Here is a 13607-nt window from a genome sequence, read left to right as displayed (position 1 = left end):
CGTGACGGCGATCGCGGGGGTGGACACCGGACTGTGGCGGCGGTGCCACGACTCCGCCAGGGCACGAGGCACCGCCCCCGCCCTCGCCACCCTGCTCAGCGCCCTGCCCGCCGGCGCTTCGGTGTTCGGGCCGGGCGGATGCGCGGTGCTGCCCGCCGACCCGGCAGCGGGAACGGGAGCCCCACCCGGTGGGCCGGTGGAGCGGGCGGGCGAACCGCCGGCGGCTCGCCCGCCCGGCGGCCAGGTGGCGGGCCTGCCCGGCGCTTCGGTGGTGCGGGTCGCGGACCTGCCCGGCGGCCCGGTCCTCCTCGTCCGGGGCGAACCCGGTCCCGCCGAACCGGTGCTGCTGACGGGCGCCATCTGGTTGCGGCTGGGCCTGTCCCAGTACCTGCTGGACCGCTGCCTCGACCACCTCGGCGAGCGCTACACCGGTGAGGAGACCCTCCTCCGCCAGCAGCTGGTCCAGGGCGCGATCGCCGAGGTGGTGACCGTGTTGCTCGAGGTGCGCGCCGAACTGGCGACCGCCCGGTCCCCCCACCGCGACCTGCACGCCAGGATCACCGAGGCCGACCGCGGTTCGCTGCGCCTGCTGGGGGCGAGCGGGTTCCTCGCGGGCGGCCCGGGTGAGGTCGCCGACATCTCCGAACTGCTCGGCGGTGCCTGCCGATGACCGTGCTCGACGATCGGCTGCTGGCCCTGCGTGCGCAAGCCCGGGCCTGGAGCGAGGACTTCCGCGAACACGGACTCGCGCTCGACCGCGATCCCGACGCCGTCGGCCGGATCACCGACCTGCCGGGCGTGCGCTGCCTGGCCGAAATGATCATCCCGCCGGAACACGGCGGACGCGGCGTGCTCGCCGGGGGGCACCGCTTCCACGGCATGTCCGCCCTCGAACGAGCGGTGGTGCTGGAGGAGTTCGCCGGTGGGGACGCCGGGCTGATGCTCGCCGCGCCGGGGGCGTCGATGTCCGGGGTGCTGGTCGACATGCTCGGCGACGAACAGCAGAAAGCCTGGTTCTACGGCACCCTGCTCGACCGTCCCACGTGGACCTTCTTCGCGCTGACCGAACCGGCCCGCGGGTCGGACGCCAACGCACTGGACACCGCGCTCGAACCCGCACAGGACGGCTTCGTGCTGTCCGGGCGCAAGAAGTACGTCGGCAACGCCGCCAGGGCCCGGCTCGGGGTGGTGTTCGCCCGCACCCGCCGGGGGCCGCTCGGGGTGACCGCGGCCCTCCTCGACACCGCTGGCACCACCGGCACCACCGGCACCACCGCGGCCGGGTTCCACGCCGAACCGCTGCCCATGCTCGGCCTGCGCGGAGCCCGGTTCTGCGCCATCGACCTGGACGCGGTCGAAATCCCCGCCTGCCGCGTGCTCGGCCGCCACCTTTCGCCGACCCGGCGCGGGATGTGGGCCTGCGCGCGGACGTTCAACCGGCTCCGGCCCGGCGTCGCCGCGATCGCGGTGGGCATCGCCCGTGCCGCGCACGACTACGTGCGGACCCACCGGCGGTCCCTCGGGCTCGCCGAGCGGGACCGGCTGGACCGCCTCGGCCGCCGGATCGACGGCGTCCGGCAGCTGGTGCACCTGTCGGCCGTCGAGGTCGACGCCAATCCCGGCAACGGTTACCTCGCCTCGGCCGCGAAGGCGGACGCCGCCCGCCTCGCCGAGGAAACCACCCTGGCCGCCGCCGAGTTCTTCGGCCCCCGCGCCCGCTGGGAGCACCCGGTGCTGGACAAGCTGACCAGGGACGCCAGGGGCGTGGAGTTCATGGAGGGCACCGGCAACATCCAGCGGCTCAACCTGTTCCACGGCGTGCGCACCGGGAAGCTCGGCCGCGACGACCCCTTTCCCGCCTTCTCGACCGGAGGTTCCCCGTGCGGGTGATCACCAAGCCGGAGCAGTTCGACGTCTCCGACCTCTACCTCGACCTCCACCGGTTCGCCGGGCGGGCGCTGTTCCTCAAGTGCGAGGGGTTCAACTTCGCCGGTTCCGGCAAGCTGAAACCGGCCGTGGAGATGGTCGAAGCCGCCGAACGGGCCGGTGCGCTGCGCCCCGGCTCGACCATGGTGGAGACCTCCTCCGGCGGCATCGGGGTGGCGCTGAGCATGATCGCGGCGAGCCGGGGCTACCGGTTCGCCTGCGTCACCGACTCGCGGTGCACGCTGACCGCGCGCCAGCTCATGCAGAACCTGGGCGCCGAGGTGCACGTGGTCACCGACCCGCACCCGGAGGAGGGCCTGCCGGGTGCCCGGCGGCGGCTGGTCCGCAGGCTGTGCGCGGAAAACGCCGGGTACGTCTGGCTGGACCGGTACGCGAACCCGGAGAACTGGCGGGTGCACCACCGGTCCACCGGGCCGGAGATCCTGCGCACCTTCCCCGGGCTGGACGTGCTGTTCGTCGGCACGGGCACCACCGGCACGGTCACCGGCTGCGCCCGGTACCTGCGCCGGGCCCGGCCGTCCGCCCGGATCGTTGCGGTGGAAACCGCTCCCGGCCCCGGCAGGCTGCCCGGCCACGGGGACCACCGCCGGCTCGACGAAACCCTGGTCGACGCCGTGGTTCGGGTGGACGAGGCGGCCGCGGTGCGGGCCTGCCGACGGCTGGTGCGCCACGGTTTCCTGCTCGGCGGGCCCACCGGCACCGTGCTGGCCGGTGCGCTGGAGTGGCTTTCCGCCAACGGGGACGGGGAGCTGACCGCCGTGGCGATCTCCCCGGACCTCGGCGACCGCTACCTCGACACCGTCTACCAGGACCAGTGGGTGGCCGACAGCTACGGGCCCGGTGCACTGCTCGACGCCCCCCTGACCACCGAGACCTTCTCCGAGGTGCCCCGATGACCGCCGTCGACGCGACGCTGCCCCTGTCCACCGCGCAGACCGACGTCTGGTTCGACGAGCAGCTCTCCGGTGGTGGCCTCGCCTACGCGATGGCCGACTACCTCGACATCCGCGGTCCGCTGGACACCGCGGTGTTCGAGGCCGCCCTGCACCGGCTGGCCGAGGAGGCCGAATGCTTCCGGGCGCGGTTCTTCGAGGTGGCCGGCGAGCCGCGGCAGGTGATCGAGCCGCTGCCGGAACTGCCGGTGCGGTACCCGGACCTGTCCGGCGAGGCCGATCCGGTGGCGGCGGCCGTCGCCTGGATGCACGAGGACCTGCGCGAACCGTTCGCGCTGACCGACTTCCCGCTGTTCCGCGGCGCGCTGCTCAAGGTGGGCCCGCGGCGGCACTTCTGGTACCTGACCACGCACCACCTGGTCGGCGACGGCTACAGCGCGGCGATCTGCCACCGCCGCCTCGGTGAGCTGTACAACGCCATCCTCGCCGGGGAGTCCGTCGAGGACGGGCGGCTGCCGTCCTTCCGGCACCTGCTCGACGCCGACCTCGCCTACCAGGATTCGGTGCACCGCCTGCGGGACAAGGAGTTCTGGAGCGGCCACTTCGAGTCCACCCCGGACCTGGTCAGCCTCTCCGGTGCCGAACCGGCGCCCGCGCGGGGCTTCCTGCGCCGCAGCCTGGTGCTGCCCGCCCGGTCCGCCGAAGCGATCCGGGCGGCGGTGGCCGCGGCCAAGGTGACCCTGCCGACCTTCGTCATCGCCGCGATGGCCGCCTACACCCAGCGGGTTTCCGGCATCAACGACCTGCTGCTCACCGTGCCGGTGGCGGCACGGGCGGGGGTGCGGTCGCGGGCCACCCCCGGCATGGTGGCGAACTACCTGCCGCTGCGCATGGTGGTCCAGCCGTCGATGACCCCGGGTGAACTGCTGGCGCGGGCGTCCCGTGAACTGGCCAGGACGCTGAAGCACCAGCGCTACCACGTGAACCAGATCCGCCGCGACATCGGTGTGCGCAGCGACGAGCGCAGGCCGTTCGGCGGGCCGTTCGTGAACGTGCTCCCGCCCGACCCCGGATTGCGCCTCGGCGAGTGCGGAACCCGGCTGAACAACCTGTCCACCGGCATCACCAACGACCTGTCGGTGACCGTGCTGGACGCCGTTGACGGCGGCATCGAGATGCACCTCAACGGCAACCCGGACCTGTATGACGCCGAGGGCGTGCAGGCCCACCTGGACCGCTTCGCGGCGTTCCTGGAACGGTTCGCCCTGGCCGACCCGGACGGTCACCTCGGCCGGGTGGACGTGCTCACCGCCGGGGAAGCCGCTGCCGTGCTCGCCCTGGGCGCGGGTGCTCCCGGCCCGGTCGACGCCGATCTGCTGGCGCGGGTGCGTGCCGCCGATCCGGACGCGGTCGCGGTGGTGGACGACGCCGGTTCGGTGACGTACTCGACGTTGCTGCGGCGGGCGAGCGCGTTGTCGGGACGCCTGCCGGACGGCCTGGTGGCGGTGCTGGCCGATCCCGGCATCGGTTTCGTCTCGGCGGTGCTGGGGGTGCTGGGGGCCGGGGGCGCGTATGTGCCGCTGGACCCGTCGATGCCGGTGGCGCGGCTGGCGGGCCTGCTGGCGGACAGCGGTGCCGAAGCCCTCGTGGTGGGTCCGGGGCACGGTGAGCTGGCGGCGGAGATCGCCGGGGGACTGCCGCTGGTGGAACTGGACGACACCGAAGTGCCGCCGGATCATGTGTCCACTGAGGACGAAGCGCTGGCGTACGTGATCTTCACCTCGGGGTCCACCGGGAAGCCCAAGGGGGCGATGGTGCACCGCCGCGGTCTGGTGAACCACCTGCTGGCCAAGGTGGAGGACCTGGACCTGCGGGCCTCGGACCTGGTGGTGCAGAACGCGCCGCTGACCTTCGACGTGTCGGTGTGGCAGATGCTGGCACCGCTGCTGGTGGGGGCCGGGGTGCGGGTGGTGGACCGGGCGACGGCCGCCGACCCGGACGCGTTGTTCGGGCTGGTGCCCGGCGAAGGCGTGACCGTGCTGGAGGTGGTGCCGTCGCTGCTGCGGGCGGCGCTGGACGCCTGGGACACCGCGGGCGCCGAGGTCGCGCTGCCGGGGTTGCGGTGGCTGGTGGTCACCGGGGAGGCGCTGCCGCCGGACCTGTGTGCCCGCTGGTTCCAGCGCTTCCCGGACATCCCGCTGGTCAACGCCTACGGGCCGACCGAGTGCTCGGACGACGTCACGCACGCCGTCCTGCGCGCCGGGGTCGCCGGTGTCCGGGTGCCGATCGGGCGCCCGGTGCGCAACTGCCGCCTGTACGTGCTGGGTGACGAACTGCGCCCGGTGCCGGTCGGGGCGATGGGGGAGCTGTACGTCGGCGGGCTGGTGGTCGGCCGGGGTTACCTGAACGCACCCGAGCGGACGGCCTCGGTGTTCGTCGCCGACCCGTTCGGCGAGCCGGGCGAGCGGATGTACCGGACGGGCGACCGGGTGGTGGCCCGGCCGGACGGCGCACTGGAGTTCGTCGAACGGCGGGACTTCCAGGTCAAGATCCGCGGCCACCGCGTGGAACTCGGCGAGATCGAGAGCACCCTGCGGTCGTTGCCGGAGCTCGCGGACGCCGTCGTCCGGGTGCTCACCGATCCCGCCGGGACCACCCGCCTCGCCGCGTACCTGACCGGCACCGGACCCGTCGACGCGGGTGCCGTGCGCAGCGCGCTGCAGCAGCTCCTGCCGGACTACATGGTGCCCTCGGCGGTGTTCGTGCTGGACCGGCTGCCGCTGACCGAACACGGCAAGGTCGACCGGGAGGCGCTGCCCGAACCCGACTTCGGCACCGAACTGGCCGGCCGGGCCCCGCGTGACGCCGCCGAGCAGATCCTCTGCGACGTGCTGGCCGAGGTGCTGACCGTGCCGCGCGTGTACATCGACGACAACTTCTTCGCCCTCGGCGGCGACAGCATCAGCGCCATCCAGGTGGTCAGCCGCGCCCGCAAGGCCGGTCTGGTGATCACCCCGCGCGACATCCTGGAGAACCGCACCCCGGCGGCCATCGCGGTCGGCGCCACGCTGTCCGGCGACACCGAGGAGGTCGTGCTGCCGGACGGCCCGCTGGTCGAACTCCCCCCGGCGGAACTGGACGAGCTGACCGCCGACGGCACCACGACCGAGGAAGTGCTGCCGCTCTCCCCGTTGCAGCAGGGACTGCTGTTCCACGCCGAGTACGACCCGGACGGCGTGGACGTCTACACCGTGCAGGCCGTGGCGAACCTGGAGGGCCCGCTCGACGTGGCGGCCGTGCGCGACGCCTGTGCCGCGCTGCTGCGCCGACACGCCACCCTGCGGGCGTACTTCCGCCACCGCCGGTCCGGCGAGGCCGTGCAGGTGATCGCCGCCGAAGTCCCGTTGCCGTGGACCGAACTCGACCTGAGCCACCTCCCGGCCGGTGCGCGGGAGGCGGAACTGCGGCGGCTGCTGGCCGAGGACCGCGCCACCCGGTTCGACCTCACCCGGCCGCCACTGGTGCGGTTCACCCTGGTCAAACTGGCCGCGGCGGAGTTCCGCTTCCTCTGGACCGCGCACCACATCGCCACCGACGGCTGGTCGGTGCCGATCCTCATCCGCGAGCTGTCCGCCCTGTACGCCGACGGCCCCGCCACCGCTTTGCCCGCGGTGCCGCCGTTCCGCGACTACCTGGCCTGGCTGGCCGGGCAGGACCAGGCGGCGGCCAAGCGGGCCTGGCGCGAGCTGCTGGCCGGGCTGGCGGAACCGACCCGGGTCGCGCCCGCCGCCGAGCCGGTGCGCTCGCTGCCCGCGTCGGCCGAGCTGGAACTGTCCGAAGCGGACACCGCCCGGCTGTCGGCCTGGGCCCGCGGCCAGGAATTCACCCTGAACACCATCGTCCAGGCGTGCTGGGCGATCCTGGTCGGGCGGCTCGCCGGGCAGCGCGACGTGGTGTTCGGTTCGGTCACCTCGGGCCGCCCGGCGGAACTGCCCGGGGTCGAGACGATGGTCGGCATGTTCGTCAACACCGTGCCGGTGCGGGCGCGGCTGGACCCGGCCCGGCCGGTCGGCGAACTGCTGGCCGAGCTCCGGCGGCAGCAGGCGGTCATGCTGTCCGCGCAGCACACCGGGCTGGCCGAGGTGCAGAACGAGGTGCCGGGCCTGGCCGGGCTGGGCGAGCTGTTCGACACCGCGGTGGTGTTCGAGAACGTGCCCGCCGACGACCAGGGCCCGCAGGTGACGCTCGGCGAGGACGTGCGGGTGGTGGACGCGGTCACCCTGGACTCGCGGCACTACCCGCTCAGCCTGGTGGTGGAACCCGGGCGGCGGCTGCTCTTCCGCTTCGACCACGCCGCGGAACTGTTCGCCCCGGCGGAGATCGAGCGGCTGACCCGGCGGTTCTCGGCGCTGCTGGACGCGGTCACCGACGATCCCGCCCGGCCACTGGGCCGGATCGACCTGGTGACGCCCGAGGAACACGAGGTGCTGCTGGCCCGGGGTACCGGGACCGCCGGTGAGGTGGGCGAGGCGTTGCTGACCCGCCTGCGCCGGGTCGCCGAGGTCTACCCGGACGCGGTCGCGGTGGTGGACGACGGTGGCTCGGTGACGTATCCGGCGTTGCTGCGGCGGGCGAACGCCCTGGCGCGGCGGCTGCCAGCCGGGCTCGTCGCGGTGCTGGCCGAGCCGGGCATCGGTTTTGCCTCCGCCATCCTGGGGGCCTGGAGCGCCGGTGGTGCCTACCTGCCGCTGGACCCGTCGATGCCCGAGGCGCGGCTGGCCGGACTGCTGGCCGACAGCGGCGCGGAAGCCCTCGTGGTGGGCCCGGGTCACGCCGAACTCGCCGCCCGGATCACCGGGAACGCGTCGCTGGTGGCGTTGGACGACGCCGAGGAAACGGCTTCCCGTCCGGTGTCCACCAGGGACGGCGACCTGGCGTACGTGATCTTCACCTCGGGGTCCACCGGGAAGCCCAAGGGGGCGATGGTGCACCAGCGGGGCATGGTGAACCACCTGCTGGCCAAGGTGGAGGACCTGGACCTGCGCGACACGGACGTGGTGGTGCAGAACGCGCCGCTGACCTTCGACGTGTCGGTGTGGCAGATGCTGGCACCGCTGCTGGTGGGGGCCGGGGTGCGCGTGGTCGGCCGGGCCACCGCGGCCGATCCCGGTGCGTTGTTCGGGCTGGTGCCCGGCGAAGGCGTGACCGTGCTGGAGGTGGTGCCGTCGCTGCTGCGGGTGGCCCTGGACGCCTGGGACATCGCGGGCGCGCAGGTCGCGCTGCCGGGCTTGCGCTGGCTGGTGGTCACCGGGGAGGCGCTGCCCCCGCAGCTGTGCACCCGGTGGTTCGCGCGGTTCCCGGACATCCCGCTGGTCAACGCGTTCGGGCCGACCGAGTGCTCGGACGACGTGACGCACGCCGTCTTGCGCGCCACCGACGACTTCTCCGGCATCCGGGTGCCGATCGGCCGCCCGGTGCGGAACTCCCGGCTGTACGTGCTCAGCGACGAACTGCGGCCGGTGCCCGCCGGGGTGCCGGGGGAGCTGTACGTCGGCGGGCTGGTGGTCGGCCGGGGTTACCTGAACGCGCCCGAGCGGACCGCTTCGGTGTTCGTCGCCGATCCCTTCGGGGAGCCGGGGACGCGGATGTACCGCACCGGGGACCGGGTGGTGGCGCGGCCGGACGGTGCGCTGGAGTTCGTCGAACGGCGGGACTTCCAGGTCAAGATCCGCGGCCAGCGCATCGAACTCGGTGAGGTCGAAGCCGTGCTCGGGGCGCACCCCGCGGTCGCCGAACCGGTGGTCGTGGTGCGTGAAGAACGGCTGGTGGCCTACGTGGTGCCCGCCGAACCGGTGGAACCCGCGGTGCTGCGGGCCCACCTCGCCGACCGGCTGCCCGCCGCCATGGTGCCGCACGAGCTGGTGCTGCTGGACGGCTTCCCGCTCACCGCGCACGGCAAGGTCGACCGCAAGGCGCTGCCCGCGCCCGAGCAGGCGGACCGGCAGCCCAGCCGGGGACCGCGGACCCCGGTGGAGGAGCTGCTGTGCGGCATCTACGCCGAAGTGCTCGGCGTCGAGACCGTCGGCATCGACGAAGACTTCTTCGCGCTCGGCGGGCATTCGCTGCTGGCGACCGCCGTGGTCAGCCGGGTGCGGTCGGCGCTGGACGCCGAACTGCCGGTGCGGGACCTGTTCGAGGCCCGAACCGTGGCCGGGCTCGCCGACCGGCTGGCGGGCGCCGGGCAGGCCCGCGCCACCTTCCGCCTGCTCGACCGGCCCGAGCGGCCGCCGCTGTCCTTCGCGCAGTTGCGCATGTGGTTCCTGAACCGGCTCGAGGGCGGCGGTGGCTCCTACCACATCCCGCTCGCGGTGCGCCTGTCCGGCGACCTCGATCCGGCGGCGCTGGCGTCGGCGGTCGACGACGTGGTGGCCCGGCACGAGGTGCTGCGCACGGTGTTCCCGGACCAGGACGGCGTTCCGTACCAGCGAATCCTGGAATCCGGGGAGCGGTTGGCGGCCACGCCGCTGGCCGAGGCGGAGCTGACCGCGGCACTGGCCGCCGAAGCGGCCCGGAGCTTCGACCTCGCCACCGACCGTCCATTCCGGGCACGGCTGTTCCGGCTCGGTGGCGGGGAGCACGTGCTGCTGCTGGTGCTGCACCACATCGCCGGGGACGCCTGGTCGGTGGACGTGCTGGCCCGCGACCTCGCCACCGCCTACCAGGCCCGGCTCGCCCGCCGCGCCCCCGGCTGGGCGGCGCTGCCCGCCCAGTACGCGGACTACGCGGTGTGGCAACGGGAACTGCTCGCCGACGGCGGCAGCGGCCTGCTGGAGTTCTGGCGGAACGCGCTGGCCGGCCTCCCGGACGAACTGGCGTTGCCCGCCGACCGCCCGCGTTCGGCCGCCACCACCTTCTCCGGCGGCACGGTCGAGTTCACCGTGCCGCCGGAGGTCCACCGCGGGCTGGCGGAACTGGCCCGGCGGACCGGGGCGAGCGTGTTCATGGTGCTCCAGGCCGCGGTCGCCACCCTGCTGGCGAAACTGGGGGCGGGCACCGACATCCCGCTGGGCAGCCTGGTCGCCGGGCGGACCGACGACGCGGTGCACGACCTCGTCGGCTTCTTCGTCAACACGCTGGTGCTGCGCACCGACACCAGCGGCGACCCGCGGTTCGAGGACCTGCTCGCCAGGGTCCGCGACACCGGCCTGGCCGCCTACGCCCACCAGGACCTGCCGTTCGAGCACCTGCTCGACACGCTGCGCCCGGCCCGTTCGCTGTCGCGGCAGCCGCTGTTCCAGGTGATGCTGGCCCACTACGAGGTGCCGGACGCCGGGTTCGAGCTGGGTGGCCTGCGGGTGCGCCCGGAACCGCTGCCCGCCACGCACGCCAAGTTCAAGTTCGACCTGACCGTCCAGCTCGGTGAACGCCGGGGTGGTGGCGGGCTGGACGGCACGCTCGAATACAGCGCCGACCTGTTCAGCGGCGAGGCGGCCGGACGGCTCGCCGAGCGGCTCAACCGCGTGCTGGCCGCCGTGGCCGCCGATCCCGCCCGCCCGCTGAGCCGGATCGAAGTGCTCACCAGCGCCGAACGCGGCCGCATCCTGAACCACTGGGGCGGGCCCGTCCTCCGGCCGGAAGCCGACCTGCCCCGGCTGCTCACCGGCCGCGGCACCGCGACGGCGTTGACCGGCGGCGGGACCACGCTGACCTACACCGAGCTGCGGACCAGGGTCCGGGCGCTGGCCAGGGGGCTGATCGCCGCCGGGGCCGGTCCGGAGAAGGTCGTCACGGTCGCGCTGGACTCCCCGGTGGACCGGCTGGCCGGGGTGCTGGCGGTGCTCACCGCCGGGGCGGCGTACCACCTGCCCGGCCCGGACACCGCCGGGATCCGGCCGTTCCTGGTGCTCGACCGGGAACTGGCGGCCACCGGACCGGTGCCCCGGGTCCGGACGCGGGCTGGGCAGCCGGCTTCGGTGACCGGCCGGAACGGCGTGGTGCTCTCGCGCGGCGCGCTCGCCGACGTGCTGACCGGACTGCGGTTCCGTGCCAAGGACCGGGTCGCGCTGCCCGACGCGGAGCACGCGATCCCGGTGGCGCTGGCGGCTTTCCGGGCGGGCGCCACGGTGGTGCTCGGCGAACCCGCCACCCCGCCGACCGTGCTGCTCACCACGCCGAGCGCGCTGAAGCCCCCGGCGGAACTCGCGGGTGCGCGGGTGCTCTCCACCGGGGAGTCCCTCAGCGGTGCACTGGCCGACGGCCTGCGTGAGCGCGGCGCGAGCGTGGTGAACCACTACGGCCGCCGCGAAACCGGGTACTTCTCGATCGCCGGTGAACCGGTGCCCGGTGACGCGGCACCGGCGCTGGGCACCCCGGTGACCGGGGTCCGGGCCTACGTCCTGGACACCGCGCTGCGCCCGGTCGCCCCCGGCGTCCGCGGTGAGCTGTACCTCGGTGGTGCCCGACTGGCCCGTGGTTACCTCGGCCGGACCGCGCTGACCGCCGGACGGTTCGTCGCCGACCCGTTCGGGCCACCGGGGGCCCGGATGTTCCGCACCGGCGACGTGGTGCGCTGGCGGCCCGACGGCACCCTGGACTTCCTGGAGCAGGCCCGCGTGCGCGGGTTCGCCGTGCGGCCCGCCGAAATCGAGTCCGCGCTGGCCAGGCACCCGTCGGTGACCGCGGCCGCGGTGGTGGTCCGGGACGACCGGCTGCTCGCCTACCTGGTCTCGGCCGGGGTGGACGTGGCGGACCTGCGCGACGGGCTGACGCGCACCCTGCCGGACTACGCCGTGCCGTCGGCCTTCCAGGTGCTGGACGCGCTGCCGCTGACCCAGGAGGGACGGCTCGACGTCGATGCGCTGCCCGAGCCGGCCCCACCGGCTCGCACGGGTCCGGGCACCCCCGCCGAGGAGGTGCTGCGGGTGGCGTTCGCCGAGACCCTGGGACTGGCCACCGTGGACGTCACCGCCGACTTCTTCGCGCTCGGCGGGGACAGCCTCCGTTCGGTGCGCCTGGTCGCACTGGCCCGCAAGGGCGGCGTGCCGATCACCGTGGCCGACGTGCTGACCCACGGCACCGTCGAACGCCTCGCCGCCACGGCGGGCCGCGCCGGGGCCGACGGCGTGCTGGTCGACCCGTTCGCCCCGGTGCTGCCCATCCGGCCGGGTGGTGACCGCCCGCCGCTGTTCTGCGTGCACGCCGGGCTGGGGCTGAGCCTGCCGTACCTCGGCCTGGCCCGGTACTTCGACCGCCCGGTCTACGGGCTCCAGTCGCCGAACGTCGGCGAGGACCGGGAGTTCCCGGACCGCGTCGAGCAGGTGGCGGCCGAGTACCTGGCCCGGATCACCGAGATCCAGCCGGAGGGCCCGTACCACCTGCTCGGCTGGTCCTTCGGCGGGCTGCTGGTGCACGAGATCGCCGTGCAGCTCGAAGCCGCGGGCCACCGCGTCGCCCTGCTGTCCATCTTGGACAGCTACCCGGTGGGCGGCACGGCCGGAGCGGTGCCGTCCGAACGGGAACTGCTGGCCAGCTTCCTCGGCCACGTCGGCTTCGACGCCACGGAGTTCGCCGGGCGCGAGCTGACCGCCGAGGACGTGCTCGAAGTGCTGCGCCGCGGGGATTCGCGGCTGGCCGAGATCGGCGAGGAACGCATGCGGCGGGTGCTGGCGGTGATGAACAACAACGCCCGGCTGGCCCACCACCACCGGCCGTCGAAGTTCACCGGCGGCATCCAGCTCGTCATCGCCGCCGACGGCCTCGACGACGAAGAAATCGCCGAACGCGCCCGCCGCTGGGCGCCGTTCACCGGCGGCCCGGTGGAGGCCCACCGGGTCGACGCCGGGCACGAACACCTGATGCACGAAGGACCGCAGGGCCGGATCGGTGCCCTGGTGGCCGCCCGGCTCGACCGGGCAGAACCCGCCGAGGGGGAGCTGTGACAGTTGCGACACCGTCCACCGCCGAAACCAAGACCCCGCCGTTCACCGCGGCCGTCGAAACGCTCGCGCTGGCCAAGCGCCGGCTGACCCACCTGCGCCAGGCACCCGGCAGGCTGCTCGCGGTCACGCTGAACTCGCTGATCACCATGCTGGCCATCGGCTACGTGTTCAAGGACGCGGTGCTGGTGCCCGGCGGCGGCAGCTACCCGGAGTTCCTGCTGCCCGCCGCGCTGATGCAGGTCGGCCTGGCCAGCATCGCGCCCACCGCGATCGCGGTGGCGATGGACCTCAGGGGCGGGCTGACCGACCGGTTCCGCTCGCTGCCGATCACCCGGCCCACCGTGCTGGTCGGGCACACCCTCGGCGACCTGGTGGTGGGCCTGGTCGCGCTGGTCGTGGTGGCCGGGGCCGGGGTGCTGGTCGGCGGCCGGGTGCACACCGGGGTGCTGCCGCTGCTGGCCGGGCTCGGCCTGCTGGTGGTCTTCGTCTACGTGATGATCTGGGTCGGCGTGCTGCTCGGGCTGACCCTGCGCAACCCCGAGTCGATCGACGGCATCGGCGCGGTGGTGACGCTGGGGCTTTCCTTCCTCTCCAACGCCTTCATGTCCATCGACCGGCTGCCGCCCTGGCTGCGGCCGATCGCCGAGTGGAACCCGGTCAGCTCGGTCACCAACGCGGTGCGCGAACTCTGGGGCAATCCGGTGGCCGTCGGCACCGGGTTCCCGTCCCGGCACCCGGAGGTGGTGATCACCGTCTCGCTGGCGGTGGTCTTCGTGCTGGCCACCCTGTTCAGCTTCCGCCGCTACCGGGTCGCCTGAAGAACCCCCTA

At 74.0% G+C, this 13607-nt stretch carries 5 protein-coding genes; all 5 read left to right on the top strand.

Annotated features, from left to right (window positions below):
• Nucleotide 1 precedes the first annotated feature (1 nt).
• The 5 genes from AC07EG_RS15060 to AC07EG_RS15040 are packed head-to-tail and all read left to right on the top strand — an operon-like array spanning nucleotide 2 to nucleotide 13596.
• The gene (locus AC07EG_RS15060; RefSeq protein WP_478253670.1) at nucleotides 2-670 is read left to right on the top strand and encodes a DUF2786 domain-containing protein; all 669 of its coding nucleotides are present in this window, start codon (nucleotides 2-4) and stop codon (nucleotides 668-670) included.
• Nucleotides 667-1890, top strand: coding sequence for an acyl-CoA dehydrogenase family protein (locus tag AC07EG_RS15055; RefSeq protein ID WP_478253669.1), 1224 nt, complete (start codon nucleotides 667-669; stop codon nucleotides 1888-1890). Before AC07EG_RS15060 ends, AC07EG_RS15055 begins: the two co-directional genes overlap by 4 nt.
• Nucleotides 1881-2843, top strand: a complete 963-nt coding sequence (locus tag AC07EG_RS15050) for a pyridoxal-phosphate dependent enzyme (protein ID WP_478253668.1) — start codon at nucleotides 1881-1883, stop codon at nucleotides 2841-2843. The genes AC07EG_RS15055 and AC07EG_RS15050 overlap by 10 nt, the downstream gene beginning before the upstream one ends.
• Nucleotides 2840-12778: an amino acid adenylation domain-containing protein gene (locus AC07EG_RS15045; RefSeq protein WP_478253667.1), complete on the top strand. Its 9939-nt coding sequence runs from the start codon at nucleotides 2840-2842 to the stop codon at nucleotides 12776-12778. The genes AC07EG_RS15050 and AC07EG_RS15045 overlap by 4 nt, the downstream gene beginning before the upstream one ends.
• The gene (locus tag AC07EG_RS15040; RefSeq protein WP_478253666.1) at nucleotides 12775-13596 is read left to right on the top strand and encodes an ABC transporter permease; all 822 of its coding nucleotides are present in this window, start codon (nucleotides 12775-12777) and stop codon (nucleotides 13594-13596) included. Before AC07EG_RS15045 ends, AC07EG_RS15040 begins: the two co-directional genes overlap by 4 nt.
• The last annotated feature ends 11 nt before the right edge of the window (nucleotides 13597-13607 follow it).

It is taken from the genome of Amycolatopsis sp. NPDC045836 (assembly GCF_056431745.1).
The sequence above is the reverse complement of the archived record's forward strand: the minus strand, read 5'-3'. Positions and strand labels throughout refer to the sequence as shown.